Here is a 23,490-nt window from a genome sequence, read left to right on the forward strand (position 1 = left end):
AAAGCTCATTCACCTCATTCTGTTATAGTCTGGATCGTCACCTAGGATTTCCGTAATGGCACCTTGAATTTCAACGGTATCTGGCGTGCACATAAATATATTGCCCCCAATTTTAGAGATTCCTCCCCCAAGGGCATAAACGGTTCCACTTAAAAAATCAATAATTCTCATTGCCTGATCATTACGGACACGCTGAAGATTGATCACTACCGTCCGGTGAGAACGGAGATGGTCCGCAATTTCCTGAGCCTCATCGTACGAACGTGGCTCATAAAGTACAACTTTTACATTCTTCTGCGAATGGATACTGACAACGTTGCCCCTTTGATTTTTGCGGGTTTCGACAGGGGCTGGCTCATACTCATCCTCTTCGTGGATTTGCTCCCGCTCCACAACTTCTTCTTCCTCCTGCAAGCCCAAAAAACTCATAAATCGGTTCATAACGCTCATCACGATCCCTCCTAATGGCCTACTAACACCGTACCTAGGCGTACCCAGGTGGCTCCTTCCTGTATCGCCACTTCAAAATCATTCGACATTCCCATTGATAACTCCGTAATCGGTTCAGGTGTCAAAGCAAGTTGATTGAGCTCATCGCGCAGCTCACGAAGTCCGCGAAATACAGGGCGGGTAAGCTCCGGATCACCTTCTAAAGGTGCCATCGTCATTAGTCCAATTACTTTTACACGGTCTAGACTAGCAATTTCACGCAAAAATCCAGGTACCGCCTCAGGCGACAGACCAAATTTCGTATCTTCTCCAGAGATGTTTACTTGAAGAAAGACATTCACTTCTTGATCTGCGGCAATCGCCTTTTTGTGTAATTCTTGCGCCAGAGATATCCGGTCCAAAGAGTGTATATATTGAAACTTGCCAATAACGTCTTTAACCTTATTGGTCTGCAAATGCCCGATAAAATGCCATGTCCCTTGGTCCCCTAAAACCTTCCATTTGTGCTCAGCATCCTGCCAGCGACTCTCGGCAATATGCTCCAGGCCTGCCTCCAATACGGAGGACACCATTTCCAGAGAAACATATTTCGTCACTGCAATTACCTTGACGTCATTTCGATCCCGGCCGCTTGCCGCGCAGGCACGTGCTACACGTTCCTCTACCTCAGCAATTCTCTCCTGCAGTGTTAAAGCCAACTTTCAACTCTCCTTTATTCCGATCCAGCTCGTCATCCTGCCTGTAACCCCATCTTCTTTACGATAAGAAAAGAACAAATCTTGATTACAGCTTGTACACCAAGATGTACATTCGATATGAGTCGGCAATATTCCTGCTTTAATCATAATGCGTCGATTCATTTCTTTCAAGTTTAGCATGTATTTGTTCTCATCTGTGTCAGATGTTCTGTACAGCTCCACAGTACTGGCTGTTTCTGTTGGTTTACTCAGATCACCTTCCAGTCGATGAACATGCTCCATCACATAATCGTCCACCTCATAACAGCAGTCACCAATGGATGGTCCGATCGCTGCAATAATGTCCTGCGCATGGCTTCCGTAAATGGTCTCCATTTTACTCACCATAGCGGCTGCAATCTGGGCCACAGTTCCCTTCCAGCCAGCATGGGCAAGACCGACGACTTGGTGCACAGGATCATAAAAATAAAGGGGTACACAATCCGCATAAAAAGAAGTCAGCAAAACTCCCGGTACATCTGTAAGCAAACCATCGGTTGCCAGAAATGCCGAGGTTCTATCCTTTTGACCCCGCCCACGATCGGCTTCCCTTACCACTGCTATTTCTGCTCCATGGGTTTGTTCTCCACAGGTCCAAGCTTCCGGTTTGAAATCAAGAGCTTTCGTAAGCGCCCTACGATTCGTTAAGACATCTTCCGGAGCATCCCCAACATGAAATGCACAATTCAGGCTGTCATAAGGCTTTTTGCTAGCCCCTCCCTGTCTACCCGTAAAACCTGCTGTAATTTCTTTATGCTTCACACGCCAAGGCTCCAGATGGAGCAGCATAAGTGTTTCCTTCCCCTGCACAAACGGTTCCATATCCTCACCTCCGCCTTAGTGTACCACATGTAAATACCCCTACAAAATGCCGCTTAAGCTAGAACATCAAATTTACTAACTTTTAAGCCACGCCATTTCGAATCATTTTATAAAAAACAAAAAACGCACCTAATTAATAAGTGCGCCGTTCGCCTCGGTCCCCTCGTTCCAAATACATCGTTTCTCGTTCGTCCTGCCCATGAGGCATTCTTGATTCTTCAATCTTCACAAGCACTACATCAGACCCGATTTTGACAATATTTCGCCATGGAATAATCAGATCGGTTCCGCCTCCGAACAACCCCATAAACCGAGTGTATCCGGGAATTACGATTGCATCAATGACACCTCGGCGTAAATCAAGCTCTAAGTCACTGATTTGGCCCAGCCGCTTGCCGTCCACAATGTTAATAACGTCCTTAGTCTGAAAATCAGAGATTTTCATTTTTTTGGCTGATCCTAAATAATCCTCGTTCATCTCACCACCCCTGTACAATCAGACCTATAGTCCAATATATGTTATGAAAGCTTGGCCACATGCATGAAATATCCCAACAAAGTGAGGCTATGCTTAGATGCTTACCAAGGTACTTTGCGGGGGCTCAATATAATTCCTGAAACAGTAAAAAGAGGAGATCACCCAAAATCCTTATCACGGATTCTGGATATCTCCTCATTTCAGACGATTTAAGACTTCACATGCTTTTGCATTTGCTGAATCGCAGATTTCTCTAGACGTGAGACTTGTGCCTGTGAGATACCAATCTCATCTGCGACCTCCATCTGTGTTTTCCCTTCGAAAAACCGCATGGATAAAATTCGTTTCTCCCTTTGACCTAACTTACGCATCGCTTCACGTAAGGCGATTTCTTCGATCCACGACACATCCTTATTCTTATCATCGCTAATCTGGTCCATTACATAAATAGGATCGCCACCGTCATGATAGATCGGTTCGAATAAGGACACTGGATCCTGAATAGCATCAAGGGCAAAGACTACATCTTCCTTCGGTACGCCAAGTGCTTCAGAGATTTCGAATATCGTCGGTTCCCGCGAATTCTGATTGGTCAGACTATCGCGTACCTGCAGCGCCTTATAAGCAATGTCTCTGAGTGAACGCGATACTCGAATCGGATTGTTATCACGCAAGTAACGGCGGATCTCACCAATAATCATCGGAACCGCATATGTGGAGAACTTAACGTTTTGTGATAAATCGAAATTATCGATGGCTTTCATCAGACCGATGCAGCCCACCTGGAACAAATCGTCAACAAATTCTCCCCTATTATTGAACCTCTGGATAACACTTAGAACGAGCCTAAGATTACCATTTACCAATTTCTCTCTGGCGGATCGCTCGCCCTGCTGCTGCAGCGAAGTGAACAGTTGCCGCATTTCCACATTCGTTAGAACAGGCAGCTTAGCAGTATCCACACCGCAAATCTCGACTTTATTTCGGGTCATGATGATTTACCTCCCAAGGAGAAACATTACTGTACATTATCTCCCGGGTTGGCCATTTTATTCCTTGCTAATTTCACCTTACACCATCTTGTTAAACTCCTTACGCAGCCGCTTAATAATTCGTTTCTCCAGACGAGAAATGTAGGATTGGGAAATTCCGAGCAGATCCGCCACATCTTTTTGCGTCTTTTCTTCGCCCCCACGCAGTCCGAAACGCAGCTCCATAATGAGTCTTTCCCGTTCGCTCAGCTTTTCCAGCGCCTTTTGCAGCAGCTTACGATCGACCTGTTCTTCAATGTTCCGATAGATGGTATCATTTTCCGTCCCTAAAACATCTGAGAGCAGCAACTCATTACCATCCCAATCGATATTAAGAGGCTCATCAAAAGAAACCTCACTCCGTGTCTTGCTATTACGCCGCAAATACATCAAAATTTCATTCTCTATGCAACGTGATGCATATGTTGCTAGTTTTATTTTTTTCTCGGGATCAAAAGTGTTAACCGCCTTAATTAATCCGATAGCCCCTATCGAAACCAGGTCTTCAATATTGATTCCGGTATTCTCAAATTTACGAGCGATATACACTACGAGGCGCAGGTTACGCTCAATCAGCATCGCACGAACAGCAGCATCGCCGCTAGATAGCCGCTGAAGCAGATACTCTTCTTCTTCCCGTGTCAGCGGTGGAGGTAGAGCCTCGCTCCCGCCGATATAATAGATTTCCTGACTCTTCAGCCCCAGTAGAAACAGCATGCGGTAATATTGCAGCTGCAGAGCAATTTTCCATTTGACCATTATTGTTCCTCCTCCAAGAAGTACACGGTTAGCGTATGAAGCTTTTAATTCCCGCTTTCAGCCATCAGAAGTTTGGTTCAGCTAGCTTTAAAGATTAGGAAGGTAGTGCTGCATCAGTGGCGCTCTCTTTTTGAGTTAAATCCGGATGTATGACCGCCCGATAGGCTCCATCTCCTGAGAGTGTCCCGCCATCCAGCCCAATTAAGACTCTTTTACTATAAAAGATATCTTCACCGAGCTTTATCGTCACAAGGTCTGGCTTCAGTGCGAGCATAAATGATGCCCCTCGGTTAATCCCCCTGTAAGGTACTAGTCGCATCCTATCCTGCCAAGCAAACGACTGCCCGTCCGTTTCTAGCAAAAGTCTGTCCGCACCATCCTGAGTGAGTCTCCCTTTCCATGCAGCAGGCAGATGCCCCTCCCAGAGCGTCGATTCCATCACCATCACCGGTATGCGGGTCAAAGGATCACAGAGACGATTACCTGTGTCTAGCAGGCCAGGACAGGAAACACTTACACCATCAATTTCAACAACCACCTCACCGATATAGGTTTCAAGCTGCTCCCTTCTGATTCGTGAAGAATGCACTGCCTTGAAGCAGATTAACACCAGGGGGAATACTGCAATGACAAACCAAAAGCCGATCTTTAAGCCGTAGGCATGCCCTCCTGAAGCAGTGAACATAATACCATTCCAAATGTCGCTGGAGCTCTGCAGCAAATAGTGAATACCAACAATTCCACCTGCGGCTGCAAAATTGATAATATAGAAAGCTCCCATAGTGCGAAGGTAGCTTTGCAGACTCCCAAAACCAAAGGCAATCCATAACATAACCACCGACAATCCAAACTTGATAAGGAAGGTATACATGAAAGACAGCTCCGGTACAAACATCATCACTACATACAGTGCGCCAACGAGAGCTGAGAGGATTAAACGCCACCATGAGATTCTCAGCTTAACCATCCAGCCTGTCAGCCACAAAAGAATTCCGTCGATCACTAGATTGGCGGCGAATATCAAGTCAATATAAACAACCAGTGCATTCACCTGCTTAATGGCGGAATCTATCCTCTAGCCAAATTGGATCAGGCTCTGTTTTTGGACGATATGATTAGTATAGAAAGTCTCGCATTCAAAGTCTGTCTAAACTTGGGGGGCATTCTTGCGGTTTTTTTGTCGAGTTATAGCGCGTGAGGATTTATTCCTTCTTTATGGAATTTCTTATATCTTTTATTCACTGCGTCAATCGCTCCATCATTCGCTGGATCATTCAATGGAATAGAGGAATCCTGCAAATATACAACTTTTTGTGCAAAACTCCGCTTCATGAAGTCCAAAAACTGCAAATATACAGGATATCCTCACTTTTGGCTAGAAATCTTTATTTGGCGCAGGAATTACTGCAGATTCGCAGGAATCAACGCTTTAACCATCTGCTTATTATTAAACACTGTATTTTTGCAGGATTATCCGATGGTTAGTGGTTGCCGCTTACCGCTCTCCGACTACCAGTTACCACCTACTGTAACTACTTAATCAACCATTACCCCCTTGGAGCTACACAGTGCCGTTCATAGTCTTGCTTGATCCTTACTTACATTTACCGCAAAAAAACACCGTACCGCTATAGCTAATCAGCTAAGCGATACGGTGTTCTCGTATAATCTTGATTCTATTTAATTAGTCGTTGTTGCCCCGAGTACGATTACGCAGGAACGTCGGAATATCGAGCTGGTCAGAAGAACTCTGATTGCCGAAAGGACGTAAATTAGCTGAACTCTTATCCGGTGCTGCCGCAGGCTCGTTATTCGTCGAGACCGGACGACGTCCCGGAGTTTCAGGCGATGGTTTATGTTCAAAGCCAGTAGCAATTACTGTTACTTTGATATCATCCTTCAGGCCTTCATCAATAATCGCACCAAAGATCATATTCACTTCAGGATCAGAGGCGGATGTAACGATCTCAGCCGCTTCATTAACTTCATATAGAGAGAGGTTGGATCCTCCCGTAATGTTCATGATTACGCCGCGGGCGCCTTCAATAGACGTTTCCAAGAGTGGGCTCATGATGGCTTTACGTGCTGCTTCAGACGCACGGTTCTCACCATTTGCAATACCAATACCCATAAGCGCTGAACCGCGCTCTGTCATGATCGTCTTTACATCCGCAAAGTCAAGGTTAATCAGACCAGGAACCTTAATTAGGTCAGAGATACCTTGAACAGCCTGCCGGAGAACATTATCTGCTTCACGGAAAGCTTCCAACATCGGTGTTTTCTTATCTACGATCTCAAGCAAACGGTCATTTGGAATGACGATTAGCGTGTCGACTTTTTCTTTCAAAGCTTCGATTCCAAGCATTGCCTGGTTATAACGTTTTCTTCCTTCAAAAGTGAACGGGCGAGTAACTACACCCACAGTCAAGGCTCCACACTCTCTAGCAATCTCAGCAATAACTGGTGCTGCACCTGTTCCTGTACCGCCACCCATCCCTGCAGTAACAAACACCATATCTGCGCCCTTAAGGGTATTAGAGATCAAGTCACGGGATTCTTCCGCTGCTTTCTTACCGACTTCAGGATTAGCTCCTGCACCCAACCCGCGGGTCAGCTTGTCCCCGATTTGCAGCTTGTGCTCCGATTTGGCCATATGCAACGCTTGGGCGTCTGTATTAACCGTAATAAATTCTACACCCTGAACGCCATTTTCAATCATCCGGTTGACAGCATTACTACCTCCGCCGCCTACGCCGATGACTTTTATTTGCGCCAAGCTCTCCATTTCAAAATCAAATTCTAACATATTGTTCCATCTCCCCCTCAATGTGCTTGGATGGCCGGTCCAAGTATATCTGGACTTACACTTATATAAACTCGCTGAACATGTTCTTTAGACGCTCGACAAACCCGGTCTTCTGAACCGTTTCCTGGTTTGGAGTGGCGTTCTGCTTACTCCGGTTGACCGTCTTTTTGTTGCTGCTTCCACCACTGCTTCTTCCACGGAAGCTACGGACAACATTATGCAGGATACCAACACCTCCGGTAAACCCAGGGTCCCGTACACCGATATAATCCGGTACAGCGATGCGTACAGATGCAGCCAGTTCAGTCTGAGCCGCCTTTAATACGCCAGGCATCGAAACAGTTCCACCCGTTAATATATAACCTCCAGGTAGTTCACTGTAACCAAGCCGTTTCACTTCCTGTTTAATCAGATGGAAGATTTCTTGCACCCGTGGTTCGATAATTGCCGCTAAATCCTCTTGGTTAAATTCCTTCTCTACATTACTGCCAATGCGCAGCACCTTGAAGACAACGTCAGAGGCTGCATCGTCAATCCATGCGCAACCATACTTTAGCTTTACTTTCTCCGCTTGATCAGTAAGTGTACGTAGTCCGTATGCAATGTCATTAGTTACAAATTCTCCGCCGATCGGAATCGTAGAGGTTGCACAAAGGGAACTTTCTTCGTATATGGCTATCGTTGTCGACCCGGCCCCGATATCAACCAGAACAGATCCCATCGATTTCTCGTCTTTGGACAGCGCCAATCCACCAGCACCAAGAGACATCAGCACAAGATCCTTCACTTTCAGCCCTGATTTCTCAACACATCGTAGTAGATTATGTATTGGCGTCTTAGCACCCGTAATGATGGTTGCGTCCACTTCTAGACGAACACCAATCATCCCGCGCGGGTCCTGAATACCTTCGAGACCATCGACGATAAATTGTTTAGGAACAACATCAATCACTTCTCGCTCCGGAGGCATAGCGATGACTTCCGCAGCTTTAATAACGCGATCGATATCATCCTCACCGATTTCACGATCCTCATTCTGAACGGCCACGACACCGTGGCTGGATTGCAGGCCAATATGATTACCGGAAATGCCTACATAAACTTCTGATATTTGAATACCCACCATTTGCTCTGCATGATCTATAGCACTTTTGATCGATTGCACAGTTTGGTCGATATCTACAATCGCGCCTTTACGTATTCCTTCCGAATCAGCAGATCCAACGCCAATAATATTAAAGGTTCCATTGGTAACTTCCCCAATTATTGCCCGAACTTTGGATGTACCGATGTCCAAACTAACAATGATGTCATTGTTGCTCAAGTCCTATGGCACCTCCTGTTATAATCGAAATAATTTGCATAATCTTATCCCGGTCCCGGGAAACTTCTCTGTACATATTCAACATACCTAACCCTTTCCCTCTTTTTTCTACAAATTTTTTGAACGGAATAATATTCCAACATCCCTAAATGTGATTAGTTACTCATAATTTTTTATAAGAATGATAATTATCACAAGAAATATATACCTATTTGGTTATTACTAACCATATAAAAGATTATATTTCAAAAAAATCGAAGAAAAAAGAGGGATATAGCTTCTTGCCCGTAACTCCGATTGTAGCATTTTTTGAACTCTATTAGTAGGGACTATTTACCTCTACTCTACTCTTGCACATCTTTTTGCTCATCGCCCTTTTGCTCCTCACTTTCGACCTGAAAAGGAACATACGAGTCGGCTTCAAGCATCGTGATAAGTCCAGGCTCCTTTGTCTCTATTACCTGATTTAAGTATGACACTTTGCTCTTCAATAAAGAGATGGAAGTGATCACCTCGAAACGGGATCTAGTATAGAGCTTGATACGATCCGGAAATGATAAGGTTGGCGAGGGAACAATCTCAGAGATATCACTTGTCAATTCATTAGAAATGCTTCCAAGCGTTTGGCATAGGATAGCCTTATTAGGATCAGCTGGATCCCAATTGGTTAATATAGGTTTCTCTACAGCAATACCAGTCTCATTAACAGTCACCGCTGCTCCACTCGACAGAATCGCCTTCAAGATGCCGCCCTGTTCCAGTTCATAGGCCACCGCAGGGAATTCTTCAATCTTCACTGTGATTACCCCGGGGAAATCCTTCTTTACGGCCACTGCCTTAACCGTCTTAAGCTCCAGCAAAGATTGTTCCACAGACTTCGTAGAAACGGCAAAGAATTGTCCACCTATATGAATTCCACTTTGCGAGAGTAATTCCTCACTAGTAGAATACTTGCTTCCCTGAAAATCTATCACTGTAATGTGACTAATAGACGATCTGAAAAAAATCACAGCAAGAAGCGCAGTGAACAGTAGCAGCAGGATCGCCGTAATCTTACGGCTCATTTTTTTCTTAGGCTTGTCCTCTTTAAGAAGAGGTAATCGGGTTGTTGTCATTCTCATATCTCCGTAATAAGGCCCTGTCTCCTTCCTTGGTAGAACTGAAGGAGACAGGGAGCTTTAATTGGCCAAATCAAGTGGATCCGGTACGGGTACCTTGCGGCTTATACGCGCGCCAAGCTTCTGAAACAGCTTCTCTATTCCATCATACCCGCGGTCAATATGGTGTGCTTGCTCAACGACTGTAGTCCCTTGTGCAGCAAGCCCAGCAATGACCAGAGCCGCACCTGCACGCAAGTCAGTAGCTTCCACAGTAGCACCATACAATCTCTGAACGCCGCGAATAAACGCACGATTCAAATCAATAGAAATATCAGCGCCCATCCGCGCCATTTCTTCAACATGCTTGAATCGTCCCTCAAACACCGTCTCCTTGATTACACTGAAGCCATCAGCGAGAGACAACAGCACCATGACCTGAGATTGCAGATCGGTTGGGAAAGAAGGATAAGGAGAAGTCACAATTCTCTCAACAGCACGTGGGCGCCCCATACAACTGATATTAATTATATCATTGCACACTGTGATTTGAACACCAGCCCGCTTGAGCACATGAATAAGTGAAGTCAGATGCCCCGCATTGGCATGTGTCAAAGTCACATTTCCTCGTGTAGCTGCCGCAGCAATCATTACGGTTCCAGCCACAATCCGATCAGGTATCACCTCGTACGTACAGGGATATAGGTTTTTCACCCCTTGAATTGTGATGGTGTCCGTACCTGCACCGATAATCTGAGCACCCATGCTATTTAAAAATTGCTGTAGGTCCTGTATCTCCGGCTCTCTCGCTGCCCCCGATATTGTTGTTGTTCCCTCTGCCTTTGCCGCAGCCATCATAATATTCTCCGTTGCTCCTACACTTGGATAGTCGAGATGAATATCACTCCCTATAAGCTTAGAGCCCCGACAGAATATTCTTCCGTTGCTCTCCTCGATCTCCGCCCCTAACGCCTTAAGTCCCTGTAGATGAAGATCGATTTTACGCTCTCCGATCGCACAGCCCCCAGGCTGATAGATCGTTACCTCTCCAAATCTGGATAACAGCGGTCCCATTAGAAAAATGGAAGATCTCATCTGCCGCATTAAATCCTCAGGGATATGAGATGTCCCGACGGCAGACGTATCTATCGTCACCGTATCCTCTTGATGCACGCACCTGCAGCCCAGCCGATCTAGGATGTCTAGCATAGTCTCGATGTCCAGCAGCTTCGGCACATTATGCAGTGAGTGAACTCCTTCGGCCAGCAGGCTTGCCGCTAGAATCGGCAGCGCCGCATTTTTTGCTCCATGGATACGAATGGTGCCTGACAGGGGACTTCCACCCTCAATCACCAATTTGTCCAATGTATCACCTCCGAGATTACCGCTCACCCACCACAAACACTTCCGTTACAAGCTCATATGAAATGTACAAGTATAAACGTCTTCGGCGTCCTTTATAAGGACGATAGGCGTTTAAGCGAGAAATATAAGGATAATGTATAACGTGAAACTTATACTTTCTTATATTTCAAGAATATCCTGCACTACATCTCAGGTTTGGAAGTGTCCTGGGTGATTGTCACGATTATAGGATTATCCTATGTTCGTTCCTCCAAGTGTGTGACAGAGAGCTGCCAATAAGGAAAACCCGTATGGAAAACGATGATATCTTAAGACTTCTTACCCGCAAGTCTTCGGAGCTCGCTTGTGATTACTGCCGCAGAATCTCTTTTGCCGAGTCGTTTGGAGGCCACGGACATCTGCTCACGCACGGCTTCAGTTCCGATGATTTTTTGAACCGCCTCATATAGTGCCGTGCCGTTTAAATCTTTCTCAAGCAGCACCACAGCAGCACCTTCACGTTCCAACTGTCTTGCATTCGCCTCCTGATGGTTATTCGTCACATTAGGAGATGGAATGAGTACAGAGGGAATACCCAGCGCTGTAATCTCAGCGAGAAAAGAGGCTCCCGCCCGATTAACGATCAAGGAGGTACAAGCCAACACCTCTGGCATATTATGAACGTAAGGAAGGACATGCAACCAGTTTGGTATGCTACCCAGCTTTTGACGCAATTCCGCCCGAGTCTCTTCGAAATAAGGTTCACCTGTAACATACACATAATGAACACCATTACCCTTACCCACTTTTGGGGCCATTTCAATCATGGCTCTATTAATAGCCTTAGCTCCCTGACTGCCACCAACCACCAAAACAACAGTACTGCCATCCGAAATCCCCAGCGATGCGAATCCTCGTTGCGGACTTGCTGTAGTAACTGTTGTGGCACGTGGATTGCCAGTATAGATCACATTTTTGCTGCCCGGAAAAGAGGACTCTGTTCCTTCAAAGCTTACGGCAACTGTACTCGCATACCGACTCAGAAAGCGATTGGTTAGACCTGGTATGGCATTTTGTTCATGGATCAATGTAGGGATGCCCAACCGGGATGCAGCATAAACGACTGGACCACACACATAACCGCCTGTTCCAATCACAACATCTGGTTTGAATTCTCTTAACATCTCTTTGGAAGCCTTGACACCCTTCAAGAAACGCATCACGGTCTTGACATTGTCTATGGATAGCTTGCGCCGAAAACCAGTGATGTCAATAGATTTGAAAGGGATATTCTCTTGAGGGACAAGCTTGCTCTCTAAGCCACGCGTTCCACCAATATACAGGAAGGTAGATTTGCTATCTTCCAACTCCATTTGCCTAGCAACAGCGACCGCAGGATAGATATGTCCACCCGTGCCTCCGCCGCTTAATACGATACGCATCTCTTTCACCTCGCAAAACGGGATAAGTTCAATAGAATGCCAAGGGATGTTAGCATCAGTGTAAGTGAAGATCCGCCATAGCTAATCAGAGGAAGCGTGATGCCCGTTACAGGCATTAGACCAATAACAACACCAATATTAATAATGACTTGCACAGCCACCATACAGACGATGCCAACGGCCAGATAGCTTCCAAAACGGTCAGGTAGACTCATCGCCACCTTCATCCCGCGCCAGATTAAAATAAGAAATAGGATCAACACAGCCAAACCACCGATAAAACCCAGCTCCTCGGCCAATATAGAAAAAATAAAATCTGTTTGTGGCTCAGGTACATAGCTGTACTTCTGCCGACTCATTCCTAATCCAAGGCCACCGAGCCCACCAGGACCAATCGCATATAACGACTGAATGATCTGGTAGCCTGCACCAAGGGGGTCGGACCAAGGATCAAGAAAAGCGGTAATCCGCTGCAACCGGTAAGGCGCTGCTGCAATCAAAGCAACAAACCCTGCCGCACCAGCTACTCCAAGTGAAAGTAAATGCTTCATTCTAGCCCCTGCTGTGAAGACCATCATCAAGGCTGCACCAAACATGACGGTACCTGTACCCAAATCCGGCTGGAGCATGATCAGCGCGAAGGCTGACCCAATGAGCGCAAGTGGTGGGAGCAAGCCGCGTGTGAAGGAAGTGATGTCGTATTCCTCTTTTCCTAGCCAATTGGCTAAGAATAGAATCATCCCCATCTTCATGAATTCGGAAGGCTGGATCCCGAAGGAGCTAATTCCTAGCCAGCTGCGCGCTCCCCCGCGTACTACACCAATACCAGGGATAAGCACAATAACAAGTAAGAAAAAGCAGATCAGAAGTGCCGGCTTAGCCAGCTTTTTCAGCACCCTGTAATCGGTATTCGCCGTAACGAACATTGCGACTAGTCCTAGTCCTGCAAACAAAAGCTGTCTTTTTACAAAGTAAAACGAATCTCCATAATTGCGGAAGCCCAGAACGGACCCGGCGCTGTATACCATCACCATGCCGATCACCAGCAAAGATAGAATAGGAATCAGCAACCAAATATCGGGAGCATGACGAGTTTTGTTCATCAGGAGCACACCTCTTGCATCCGTAGTAGGGATGGGGCTTATCCACCCCCCTACTTAAAGGTTATGCACCGCCTCTTTAAAAATACGCCCGCGCTCTTCATAGGATGTAAACATATCCCAACTTGCACAGGCAGGAGACAAAAGAACGATATCTCCTTCTTCCGCCAGAGCGGAAGCTTCCTGCACAGCTTGCTCAAGCACGGCAGCGGCACTCTCCCCATTATCGACGGAGATAATCTGCTTTAATCCTGCCAGCTGCGCTACATTCGTTAGCTTGTCCTTAGTTTCCCCTAACGCCACTAGCGCTTTAACACGACCGCTCAGGACAGGCAGCAGCTCCAAATAATCGGAACCACGGTCTAATCCACCAGCGATCAGCACTACAGGGCGCTCAAAGGACGTTAATGCCATAATCGTCGCTTTGGAGTTTGTTGCTTTGGAGTTATTATAATAAGTGGCTCCAGCCTTATCAGCCACATACTCCAGCCGGTGCTCCACACCGCGAAATGAAGCAAGCACTTCACCCAATAAAGAGGGGTCAGCTCCAGCAGCAATGGCAATTCCACATGCAGCCAGTGCATTTCCCACGTTGAAACGTCCCGGAATACTAATGGAATCTACATCAGCAATGATTGTTTCTTGGTCTGCAGATTCGCGATAGATGATGCGGCGCTTCAGATCGTCATCTTGACCCGTAATATAGGATGGGCTAACAAACACACCATGAGTGAGCTCCTCGGACATAGAGAACGGAAGAATAGTAGCTTTCATATACGGCACAAGTTCCCGGCAAAAAGGATCGTCCCAGTTCAGCACAGCCGTATCCGTATCTACTTGATTGGCGAACAGCTTTGCTTTGGAATCGACATAATCCTTCATGCTCCCATGATAATCCAGGTGGGTCTCCGCAATATTCAACAAACAACCTATTTTGGGGCGGAAAGTCTCCGTACCTTTGAGCTGGAAGCTGCTGAGTTCGACCACCATCCAGTTATCCTCTGTAGCTTCTTGCGCAGCCTCACAGAGAGGCGTGCCAATGTTACCTGCAACAATCGGATTCATACCTGCAGCTTCCAGCATTTGACCTACCCAGGTCGTCGTTGTCGTCTTGCCATTGGATCCCGTGATGCCAATCATCGGCGCTGCACAAAGACGGTAAGCAACCTCCACCTCTGTAACTACTTCAATGCCAAGCTCAAGAGCCTTTTGCACAGGAGGCGCAGAATAAGGAATGCCTGGATTCTTAATGACCAGACTTACACCTTCATGAATCAGTCCATCCGGATGCCCACCGCTTATAACACAAATTCCCAAAGATTCCAATTCGGAAGCTTCGGGACTTTGATCTCTTTCCTTTTTATCGTTCACCGTAACTAAAGCGCCTCGATCATGCAGCACTTTAGCAACCTGGACACCGCTTTTTGCGAGCCCAAGAACCACAACTTCTTCACCACGATACATATCTGGATGTTTCATTCGCTACAACCCCTTGCTAATAAATAGTCCAACAGCGGCTAATATCAAGCTTACCGCCCAGAACGAAATTACCACACGCCATTCCGACCAGCCACCAAGTTCAAAATGATGGTGAATCGGGCTCATTCTGAATACACGTTTGCCACGGGTTTTGAAAGAAACCACCTGTATCACGACAGATAACATTTCCACCACAAACACACCGCCAATAATTAAAAACAGCAGTTCGCTCTTTGTGACAATAGCAATCGCACCTATCGCGCCGCCAATACCAAATGAACCGGTATCTCCCATGAACACCTTAGCTGGATGGGCATTAAAGACCAGAAATCCAAGAACGGCCCCGATCATTGCCGCTGCACACACGCCAGCTGCAATTGACGTAGCCTGCATCGCTACAACAGCATAAGCTGCCAAAGCAATAGCACTTACACCAGACAGCAAACCATCTACTCCATCGGTAAAGTTAACAGCATTCGTTACTGCCATCATCATAATAATAATGAATGGATAGTAGAAAAAGCCGCCCCAGTCAAAGCTGAAATCAGTACCCGGAACGCTGATACTTGTGCTATGTCCTGCAGAAATCAGCAGACCGCACATCACAGCACCTACCAACAGCTGCCCGAACAATTTTTGACGCGCCGTAAGGCCCAAAGAACGCTTGAATACGATTTTGATATAATCATCCAAAAATCCGATCAGTCCAAAACCAAGCGTAGCCACTAGTAGTACGTAGAAATCGTTATTCACCACGGAAAATTTCAGATAAGCCAATGTAAAAGCCACGATGATTACGATACCGCCCATCGTCGGCGTTCCCGCTTTCTTTAAATGGGATTGCGGTCCGTCATCTCGCACCTGCTGTCCGAATTTCATCCTGCGCAGTAGCGGAATGAAGAGCGGAGCGGCAATGACCGCAAGGATAAAGGAAACAGCAATAGTCAATAACAATAGTTGATAATCCATGGGTGCACCCCCTCCATTTTTTTAGGTCTCTTTAATCTCTTTATTAAGGCTCTGAAGCACTTCCTCAAGCCTCATCCCTCTAGATCCTTTGAATAGTACAATATCCTTGGAGCTGCTTTTCTCGATAAGGACGGCTGTTAATTCTGACTTATCCGTAAAAGCCAGCACACGCTCGTTTCCGAATCTTTCCTTTGCAGCTTCTGCAATATGGACTGACAATGGACCATAGGTATATACAAAATCAGTCACTGCGGGATCTAGGTAGTAGCCAATTTCTTTATGAAACTGTATTTCATCCGGCCCAAGTTCCAGCATGTCCCCCAGTACTGCGATTTTTTTGCCACTGCATTTCATAGTTTGAAGCACATCAATGGCCGCCTTCATAGAAGTCGGACTGGCATTATAAGCATCATTCAAAAGTGTAAGCCCGGAAGAAGTCCGAATCACTTCAATCCGCATGCCCGTCAACTTAAGATTACTTAACCCATTCTCTACATTTTGTTCTGTAATTCCAAAATGGCGAGCAACCGCTAGTGCAGCCAACGCGTTAACAACGTTATGCTGGCCTGGCAGCGGTAATGTAAAAGCATGTTCCTTGTGAAGGCTTGACGTAAACGTCATACCACCACTATGGGACATCATCCCAGTCGGATAATCATCATTATCTCCGTTCAGGCCGAAACGGAAGGACACCATCTCCTCCGGAGCCTCAAAAGTGGACTCTTGCATTACCTCAGTCAGCAGCGGTTCATCACCGTTATAAATTAGCAGTCCACCTGGCTTTAGCCCTTCGACTATTTCCAGCTTGGCACGGGCGATTTCTTTGCGGGATCCCAGTTGCAGCAGATGTGACTCACCTACATTAGTAATGACTGCAACATCTGGTGCAGCCAAAGAAGCCAGCAGAGCAATTTCTCCCCGCGAGCTCATACCCATTTCAAGCACTGCAATCTCTGTATCCTCAGCCATGGATAGAATCGTGAGCGGAAGACCAATATGATTATTGAAGTTTCCTTCTGTCTTGTGCACCTTGTACTGCGTTTCGAGCAAGGCCATAATGATATCTTTTGTCGTTGTTTTGCCATTACTGCCCGTAACTGCGACAACCTTCGGAGCGACCTCATTTAAATACGCAGCGGACAGCTTCTGAAGCGCCTCTAGCGTATCTTCAACAATTATGACTCCGCCACCCTCAGGCGCAGGACCTTTATCACGCTGCCATAAGGTCCCTGCAGCACCAGCAGCAAGAGCTGTAGCTGCATAATGATGACCGTCGAATTTGTCTCCCGTTAAAGGGACAAACAGGCAGCCTGTAGTAATCTTACGGGAGTCAGTAACGACGCCCGTAAGAGGTATATTCATAGCTTCGGCAGCAGGAAGTTCCCCTGCGCACATCACAGCAATTTGTCCCAAGTTTCTTGTAATCAATAGCTTCGACCCCTTATAACTTCTTTCGCGACGATGCGGTCATCGAAATCGTGAACCACTCCGCCAATCAGTTGATAGGTCTCATGACCTTTCCCCGCAATCAATACTACATCGCCAGAGCTTGCCATTTCAATAGCCTTCCCAATTGCTTCTCGGCGATCAACAATCATATGATACCGGTCAGAGGTGACTCCATCCTCTACTAGTCCTGCTTCTATATCCTTCAGAATTAGCTCAGGGTCCTCCGTCCGAGGGTTGTCAGAGGTTACGAATATCATGTCGCTATATTTTGCAGCTATCTTACCCATTAAAGGACGTTTCGTGCGGTCTCTGTCTCCTCCGCAGCCAAACACAGTAAGCACTTTACCTGTAGCAAATTCGCAGACCGTTCTTAATACATTTTCCAGCCCGTCTGGTGTATGTGCATAGTCAACGATAACGGCATATTCTTGCCCCTCATCTACTGACTCCACCCGTCCAGCTACCCCATCAATCGCCTCAAGACTAGTCTTGATATCTGACAGTGACACATCTTCCAACAACGCTGCCGTAATCGCTGCAAGTGCATTATAGACATTGAACTTACCAACCATACGAAGCGAAATGTCCGTCTCACCCTTAAACGTATCTACATGGAAAAAAGTTCCTTTTGCAGTGATCGAGATTTGCGAAGCTCGGACATTAGCGTTGTTATCAATGCCATATGTAATCACTTCCGCTGCAGTTTGGGTTGCAAAATAGTGGCTCGCCTCATCATCAGCATTCAGCACCGCATATTTGCGTTCTTCTTTCCAAGGAGAGATCACATTTCCTAGTCTAGAGAAGAATAGACCTTTAACCGCCCGATACTCCTCCATTGTATGATGATAATCCAGATGATCCTGGGTTAAGTTCGTAAATATTGCTGTACGGAAGTCCGCACCCTTCACACGTCCTTGCTGAAGCGCATGGGAGGAGACTTCCATTACGCAACATTCCACACCTTTGGAGGCCATATCATGAAGCGAGCGCTGCAGATCTAGCGATTCTGGAGTGGTCCCTGACATAGGGTAGCTTTTGCCGTCATAGCGCATTTGAATGGTCCCAATCAGACCCGTCTTCATATTCTGGTCTTGCATAATTCGCTCAATAAGATAAGTCGTAGTTGTCTTCCCGTTTGTACCCGTAACCCCGATCATTCTCATTCGGCTGCTAGGGGAGCCAAAGAATGCATTCGACATGACAGACATCGCAAAACGGCAGTCATCCACAACGATCTGTGGGATATCAAGCTCTAGCTTATGCTCACATACGATAGCAGATGCTCCAGAGGCTACGGCTTGCGGCGCAAATTTATGTCCGTCTACGGTGTGACCCGGTAAACAGATAAACAGATCACCCGGACTTACACGGCGGGAATCCGTCTGAAGATCAGTAATCTCCACCTCCCCGTCCCCATATAGACGCGAAGTAGCAAGACAAGCAGATAATTCATTAACTTTCATAGTAATCCCTCACTCTACATTTTCGGATACAAACTGAACCCTTATACCTTTATCATTATTCACTAGAAGCTCCCATATAAATCCTGATGGTTGAGCCCTGTTCTACTCTTGCCCCAGCTTTCGGAGCCTGATTGATGACCGTATTGCCAGAGCCTGAACGCGCCAGATTAAAATTCATATTTAAATCCTCATAGATATCTTGTACGGTTGCACCTGTAAGGTCAGGCACGGTCACAATCGGAGTTTCACCATACTTATAAGTTTTTGGAAGCTGATCACTGCGCTCAGGAACCTTCATATAGTGCAGCGAGTCTTCCAAAATATTTTGCACGATTGGAGCTGCAACTACACCCCCAAATTGAATCCCTTTCGGATTATCCACTGCAGTGTAGACAACGATCTGCGGATCATCCGCCGGCGCAAAGCCAATAAAAGAAACAATGTGCTCTGTCGGAGAATAACGTCCATTTATAACCTTCTGTGCAGTACCCGTCTTGCCACCTACACGATAGCCGTCGATAAAAGCCGGCCGTCCCGTGCCTTTGGCAACCACGCTCTCAAGTGCTGCCCGCACCTTCTTGGATGTCTCCTCCGAAATGACCTGCCGCACAAGCTCAGGCTTCACCTCTGATACAGTCTCTCCCGTTTCCGGATTAACCCATGATTTTGTTACATGTGGTTTATAGAGATTGCCACCATTGATAGCCGCGGATACCGCAGCAATCTGCTGAATAGGTGTAACCGAGACCCCTTGGCCGAAGGCCGTAGTCGAAAGCTCCACCGGACCTACTTGACTAAGCTTGAACAGAATCCCATTAGATTCTCCGTTTAGATCAATTCCTGTTTTGCTGCCGAAACCAAAATCACGAATATATTTGAAGAGGGTTTCTTTGCCCAGCCGTTGCCCAAGAGCAACAAAACCAGGGTTACAGGAGTTCTCAACCACCTGAAGGAAGGTTTGGCTGCCATGGCCGCCTTTTTTCCAACAGCGCAGCTTCGCACCCGCCACTTCGATAAACCCAGGATCATAGAAATGATCATTTTGCAGGTCTACCTTACCTTCTTGCAGTGCTGCAGCAAGTGTGATGATTTTGAACGTCGAACCAGGCTCGTAAGTCATCCAAATGGGCAAATTCCGATTATAGATCTGCGGATCATATTCCTTATATAAACCCGGTTCATAACCCGGTCTACTAGCCATGGCCAGAATTTCACCATTCTTCGGATTCATCGCTATAGCCCAAGCACCCTGCGCCTGATATTTTACCATAGCTTGATCCAGCTCACGTTCCATAATGGATTGAATCTGTTTATCAATCGTCAATTGCAGATTAAGTCCATCCTGAGGGGCAGAATACTTCTCCGATGATCCAGGCATGAGTCTTCCACCTGCGTCAGACAAATACGAAATATTACCTGCTATTCCTTTAAGTAAATTATCGTATATATTCTCGACCCCGGTAATCCCTTGGTTATCAATACCTGTAAAGCCTAGTATATGCGCAGCAAGATCGCCGTACGGATAATATCTTTTGCTATCCTCAGCGACAACGATGCCCGGCAACTGCAAATCACGGATGCTCGCGGCAAGTTCCATCGTAATTTTGCGGCCGCCGGGCTGTAGTTTCACCGACATTGATTTTTTAGTCAGCAAGCTCATCAGCTTCTCCTCGGTCATCCCAAGCAGAGGCGCCAATTGCTGCGCTGTCTTTTGCTTTTCCTTCACCTGCACAGGCACCGCATAAACCGTAGGCGTACTGATATTATAGGCCAGCGGTATACCTTCACGATCCAAAATTTCACCACGCTTGGCTGTAAAAGGAATATTGCGGCGCAAGGAATCTTCTACCTTGTCACTTAATTTCTCGCCTTGGGATAATTGCACATAAGCAAGACGCACGACCAGCGAACCGAATAACACTGCCAGTCCCAGCAGCGTCCACAACATTCTCCGCCGTGTTACGACCTTCGAAACCTTCATTCCGTTCTCCCCCGCTTTCACCTATAGACATGAGCTCTTATCTTCATGACTATTCGGGACAAACAGGGGTTAGAACAAGCCTATGGCCCACTCTCCGATTCCGTACCCTCATCAGCAGTCGAAGTTGCAGGATCCTCTTCACTCTTATCATTTAATGGTTTCAGCTTCAAAGTAACCAATGTTTTGCCGTTCTTTGTTCCTTCAATCTGTTCCGAGACATATCCTTCGCCTTCTACCGCAATCTCCACTTTTAGAAGTGTTAGAATCTCAAGCGCATCACGCAGCGACTCTCCTTTTAAATTTGGAATGGTAGGCTTGTCCCCTTGCTTGCTTAATAGGTATATACGCTGTCCTTGAGTAAGCTTCGTTCCAGCCTCTGGATATTGGGTTTCCACAGATGCTTCTGCACCGACCACTTCAAAATCAAATCCTTGATCCAGAAGCGTCTCCCTTGCTTCCTTCATCGTTTTGCCCATCAGATCAGGTGTGGTCCGGAGCACAGGCGCTTCAGATTCAACTGTTTTTTTACTATCCTTATCGCTAGTTTCAGTCGCTAACTTTGGAACTCCCATGTATTGCAGAGACTGAGATACGATTTCTTTAAATACAGGAGCTGCAGCTTTACCGCCGCCAACCTCAACGTTCGGTTCATCAATAATAACAATAACAGCGATCTTTGGATCATTCACAGGCGCATAACCAATAAAGGAGACCAGTACTTTGGACTTCACGTAGTCCTTACCTTCAACCTTGATAGCCGTTCCTGTCTTACCTGCGACACGGTAACCTTCTATGTGAGCGTTGCGTCCTGTACCTTTGACTTGGTCGGCAACTACCTGCTCCAAGTATTCACCGGTTTTCTTGGCGCTTGCCTCATCAATCACCTGACGCACTACACTAGGCTGAGTAACCTTAGTGTCTCCGGTGTTTGGGTCCGTAACCTCTTTTACCACATATGGAGTCATCAGTTTCCCACCATTGGCGATAGCAGATACAGCAACCAATTGTTGAAGCGGGGTAACTAGCACTTTACCATGCCCATATGCAAGTGTAGCAATTTCGATAGGACGTCCAAGGTTAGGGTTAACGACCCCACTGGCTTCCCCTGGCAGATCGATTCCTGTCTTCCCATTAAAGCCAAAATCATCAATATACTGTAAAAGTCTATCTTGTCCGAGCATTTCATAAAGTTTTACAAAAAGAACGTTACTAGACCGCTTCACACCTTCCAGGAAACTGATTTGCCCCCAGCCGGCACGATTAATATCATGTAATGCCTTACTGTATCCCTTAATTCTGATAGATCCTGACAGAAATGTAGCTACGGGATCAAAAAGCTTCTCTTCTACAGCTGCAGCAAGTGTTACAATTTTGAAGGTCGAACCGGGCTCATAAGTTGATTTGATAGCATGATTGTAGAAACCCGCTGCATCAGCACCCGTATCCATATATTTATTAGGATCAAAGGTAGGCATATTCGCCATCCCCAAAATCTCCATCGTATTCGGATCAGCAGCAATGACACTCATACTTTTCGGCTTATATTGCGCATATGCCTTTTCCATGGCCGCTTGTATATATTGCTGGATTGTACTGTCGATTGTAAGCTTGAAATTACTTCCATTCACTACAGGTTTATAAGTATCTTTTGAATCCGGCAGCTTAACCCCTTGACCGTCACTTTGATAAAGCAGCTTGCCATCGGCACCCTTAAGCTGTTCATCTAGGGATTTTTCCAGACCCATAATCGCCTTGCCATCTCGATCTGTATAGCCTAATATATGCGCAGCAAGCGAACCCTTAGGGTAATATCGTTTCTGCTCTCTAACAAGACCAATCCCAGTCTCTTGAATTTTATGCTCTTTACCTAGGGCTACATAAAATTCTTTCACCTTATCAGCAAGTTCCTGATCGATCTTCCAGCCTTCGTTACGAACCTCACGATTCTTGAGGTATTTACCGTTCTCGTCTTTCGCTTCAACCAGCTTCCGCAGCTCATCTTCTGGCTTGCCGAGTAACTCATGCAATCCCTTAACGACCTCATCACCAATTCCCTTTTCAGCAATGACTGCCGGGTTTACAACCACAGTATAAGCAGGAACATCACTTGCGAGCACACTCCCATTACGGTCAGAAATCGTTCCTCGCTCTGCTTTGATAGTCGAAGTGTGCGCCCAAAGTGTAGCAGCCTTTTCTTGCCATTCTGAACCCTCCATAACTTGAATCCAGAACACTCTAGCTATCAAAACAAGAAAAAAGAGGGTAATACACCCTCCTATAAACAGCGTGCGAAGTTTTATTCTCTTTACCATAAGCGAACCTCACAATTTTTTTATTGCGATCTTGCCAATCGCTCACTAATTATCGCCTTCTGTCGATATCGGATTCACCGGAATAAAGATTGTAGCATTTTCATCCGGTGCTACGTATCCAAGATCCTTTGCCTTTTGGGCAACCTTCTGCTCCAAGTTCTGCTTCTCCATCTCAAACGTGGAAATTTGCTTCTTAGCAGTCGCTATATCCTTATCTAATTTCTGGGCCTGCAAGTTCAAATCATAAATATGAACGTAACGTGAAATCAGGGTGATAGCCACCAAAACGCATACTCCTAGCGTCAGCATATACAAAAGTTTCTCTTGCAGCGGAAGTACTCTTCGTTTGGTAACTACTTTTGTCTTCTCGCGGTAAAGGGGGTTTACCTCTTCTTTTCTTTTGGGCTGAACTGCTAAATTGCCGCGGGTATAGGCCATCTCTGACTC

General features: G+C 46.2%; 21 protein-coding genes. All 21 read right to left on the reverse strand.

From position 1 onward, the window contains the following. Nucleotides 1-9: 9 nt before the first annotated feature. The 21 genes from H70737_RS22395 to H70737_RS22490 all read right to left on the reverse strand — a co-directional run bounded on the left by H70737_RS22395 (nt 10) and on the right by H70737_RS22490 (nt 23,481). Entirely contained in the window at nt 10-450 is a 441-nt protein-coding gene (locus tag H70737_RS22395; protein ID WP_042190833.1) for a cell division protein SepF, read from the reverse strand. Nucleotides 451-461: 11 nt separating this feature from the next. Continuing rightward, entirely contained in the window at nt 462-1,148 is a 687-nt protein-coding gene (locus tag H70737_RS22400) for a YggS family pyridoxal phosphate-dependent enzyme (RefSeq protein ID WP_042190837.1), read from the reverse strand. Between the two features lie 3 nt (nt 1,149-1,151). Beyond that, complete coding sequence (gene pgeF, locus H70737_RS22405) at nt 1,152-2,009, reverse strand: peptidoglycan editing factor PgeF (RefSeq protein WP_042190839.1); 858 nt, start codon at nt 2,007-2,009, stop codon at nt 1,152-1,154. A 133-nt stretch (nt 2,010-2,142) separates the two neighbouring features. Next, nucleotides 2,143-2,487: a YlmC/YmxH family sporulation protein gene (locus H70737_RS22410; protein WP_042190842.1), complete on the reverse strand. Its 345-nt coding sequence runs from the start codon at nt 2,485-2,487 to the stop codon at nt 2,143-2,145. 209 nt (nt 2,488-2,696) lie between these two features. Continuing rightward, a complete protein-coding gene (gene sigG, locus H70737_RS22415) occupies nt 2,697-3,479 on the reverse strand; it encodes an RNA polymerase sporulation sigma factor SigG (RefSeq protein ID WP_036683631.1) in 783 nt (260 codons plus the stop codon). A gap of 78 nt (nt 3,480-3,557) precedes the next feature. After that, nucleotides 3,558-4,280, reverse strand: coding sequence for an RNA polymerase sporulation sigma factor SigE (gene sigE, locus H70737_RS22420; protein WP_028530613.1), 723 nt, complete (start codon nt 4,278-4,280; stop codon nt 3,558-3,560). Nucleotides 4,281-4,371: 91 nt separating this feature from the next. Further along, a complete protein-coding gene (gene spoIIGA / locus H70737_RS22425) occupies nt 4,372-5,319 on the reverse strand; it encodes a sigma-E processing peptidase SpoIIGA (RefSeq protein WP_042194361.1) in 948 nt (315 codons plus the stop codon). 143 nt (nt 5,320-5,462) lie between these two features. Further along, on the reverse strand, nt 5,463-5,627 hold the full coding sequence (locus tag H70737_RS30860) for a hypothetical protein (protein WP_197071246.1): 165 nt from the start codon (nt 5,625-5,627) through the stop codon (nt 5,463-5,465). Between the two features lie 334 nt (nt 5,628-5,961). Next, nucleotides 5,962-7,083, reverse strand: coding sequence for a cell division protein FtsZ (gene ftsZ / locus H70737_RS22430; protein ID WP_042130228.1), 1,122 nt, complete (start codon nt 7,081-7,083; stop codon nt 5,962-5,964). Nucleotides 7,084-7,144: 61 nt separating this feature from the next. After that, a complete protein-coding gene (gene ftsA, locus H70737_RS22435) occupies nt 7,145-8,407 on the reverse strand; it encodes a cell division protein FtsA (protein WP_042190844.1) in 1,263 nt (420 codons plus the stop codon). A 344-nt stretch (nt 8,408-8,751) separates the two neighbouring features. Continuing rightward, nucleotides 8,752-9,522, reverse strand: coding sequence for a cell division protein FtsQ/DivIB (locus H70737_RS22440; protein WP_042190846.1), 771 nt, complete (start codon nt 9,520-9,522; stop codon nt 8,752-8,754). 63 nt (nt 9,523-9,585) lie between these two features. Further along, nucleotides 9,586-10,869, reverse strand: a complete 1,284-nt coding sequence (murA, locus tag H70737_RS22445; protein WP_042190848.1) for a UDP-N-acetylglucosamine 1-carboxyvinyltransferase — start codon at nt 10,867-10,869, stop codon at nt 9,586-9,588. A gap of 308 nt (nt 10,870-11,177) precedes the next feature. Further along, nucleotides 11,178-12,290: an undecaprenyldiphospho-muramoylpentapeptide beta-N-acetylglucosaminyltransferase gene (gene murG / locus H70737_RS22450; RefSeq protein WP_042190850.1), complete on the reverse strand. Its 1,113-nt coding sequence runs from the start codon at nt 12,288-12,290 to the stop codon at nt 11,178-11,180. A gap of 5 nt (nt 12,291-12,295) precedes the next feature. Then, nucleotides 12,296-13,393, reverse strand: coding sequence for a stage V sporulation protein E (gene spoVE, locus H70737_RS22455; protein WP_042130238.1), 1,098 nt, complete (start codon nt 13,391-13,393; stop codon nt 12,296-12,298). Between the two features lie 54 nt (nt 13,394-13,447). Then, nucleotides 13,448-14,869 (reverse strand): UDP-N-acetylmuramoyl-L-alanine--D-glutamate ligase, encoded by a 1,422-nt coding sequence (murD, locus tag H70737_RS22460; protein ID WP_042190852.1) that lies wholly within the window; start codon nt 14,867-14,869, stop codon nt 13,448-13,450. A gap of 3 nt (nt 14,870-14,872) precedes the next feature. Then, on the reverse strand, nt 14,873-15,838 hold the full coding sequence (gene mraY / locus H70737_RS22465; protein WP_042190854.1) for a phospho-N-acetylmuramoyl-pentapeptide-transferase: 966 nt from the start codon (nt 15,836-15,838) through the stop codon (nt 14,873-14,875). Nucleotides 15,839-15,859: 21 nt separating this feature from the next. Beyond that, entirely contained in the window at nt 15,860-17,266 is a 1,407-nt protein-coding gene (locus H70737_RS22470; RefSeq protein ID WP_042190856.1) for a UDP-N-acetylmuramoyl-tripeptide--D-alanyl-D-alanine ligase, read from the reverse strand. Beyond that, the gene (locus H70737_RS22475; protein WP_042190858.1) at nt 17,263-18,750 is read right to left on the reverse strand and encodes a UDP-N-acetylmuramoyl-L-alanyl-D-glutamate--2,6-diaminopimelate ligase; all 1,488 of its coding nucleotides are present in this window, start codon (nt 18,748-18,750) and stop codon (nt 17,263-17,265) included. The genes H70737_RS22470 and H70737_RS22475 overlap by 4 nt, the downstream gene beginning before the upstream one ends. A gap of 55 nt (nt 18,751-18,805) precedes the next feature. Continuing rightward, complete coding sequence (locus H70737_RS22480; protein WP_042190860.1) at nt 18,806-20,731, reverse strand: stage V sporulation protein D; 1,926 nt, start codon at nt 20,729-20,731, stop codon at nt 18,806-18,808. A gap of 80 nt (nt 20,732-20,811) precedes the next feature. Next, complete coding sequence (locus H70737_RS22485; RefSeq protein WP_042190862.1) at nt 20,812-23,043, reverse strand: penicillin-binding transpeptidase domain-containing protein; 2,232 nt, start codon at nt 23,041-23,043, stop codon at nt 20,812-20,814. 45 nt (nt 23,044-23,088) lie between these two features. Next, entirely contained in the window at nt 23,089-23,481 is a 393-nt protein-coding gene (locus tag H70737_RS22490; RefSeq protein ID WP_042190864.1) for a septum formation initiator family protein, read from the reverse strand. Nucleotides 23,482-23,490 lie beyond the last annotated feature (9 nt).

The sequence above is a fragment of the Paenibacillus sp. FSL H7-0737 genome (assembly GCF_000758545.1).
Classification (GTDB): domain Bacteria; phylum Bacillota; class Bacilli; order Paenibacillales; family Paenibacillaceae; genus Paenibacillus_AQ.

Coding starts and splice junctions, on each gene's coding strand:
- H70737_RS22475 (WP_042190858.1), bottom strand. CDS start 18,750: ATGAAAGTTAATGAATTATCTGCTTGTCTTGCTACTTCGCGTCTATAT.
- H70737_RS22480 (WP_042190860.1), bottom strand. CDS start 20,731: ATGAAGGTTTCGAAGGTCGTAACACGGCGGAGAATGTTGTGGACGCTG.
- sigG (WP_036683631.1), bottom strand. CDS start 3,479: ATGACCCGAAATAAAGTCGAGATTTGCGGTGTGGATACTGCTAAGCTG.
- H70737_RS22395 (WP_042190833.1), bottom strand. CDS start 450: ATGAGCGTTATGAACCGATTTATGAGTTTTTTGGGCTTGCAGGAGGAA.
- H70737_RS22490 (WP_042190864.1), bottom strand. CDS start 23,481: ATGGCCTATACCCGCGGCAATTTAGCAGTTCAGCCCAAAAGAAAAGAA.
- H70737_RS22440 (WP_042190846.1), bottom strand. CDS start 9,522: ATGACAACAACCCGATTACCTCTTCTTAAAGAGGACAAGCCTAAGAAA.
- H70737_RS22485 (WP_042190862.1), bottom strand. CDS start 23,043: ATGGTAAAGAGAATAAAACTTCGCACGCTGTTTATAGGAGGGTGTATT.
- murD (WP_042190852.1), bottom strand. CDS start 14,869: ATGAAACATCCAGATATGTATCGTGGTGAAGAAGTTGTGGTTCTTGGG.
- H70737_RS22410 (WP_042190842.1), bottom strand. CDS start 2,487: ATGAACGAGGATTATTTAGGATCAGCCAAAAAAATGAAAATCTCTGAT.
- mraY (WP_042190854.1), bottom strand. CDS start 15,838: ATGGATTATCAACTATTGTTATTGACTATTGCTGTTTCCTTTATCCTT.
- ftsZ (WP_042130228.1), bottom strand. CDS start 7,083: ATGTTAGAATTTGATTTTGAAATGGAGAGCTTGGCGCAAATAAAAGTC.
- pgeF (WP_042190839.1), bottom strand. CDS start 2,009: ATGGAACCGTTTGTGCAGGGGAAGGAAACACTTATGCTGCTCCATCTG.
- murG (WP_042190850.1), bottom strand. CDS start 12,290: ATGCGTATCGTATTAAGCGGCGGAGGCACGGGTGGACATATCTATCCT.
- spoVE (WP_042130238.1), bottom strand. CDS start 13,393: ATGAACAAAACTCGTCATGCTCCCGATATTTGGTTGCTGATTCCTATT.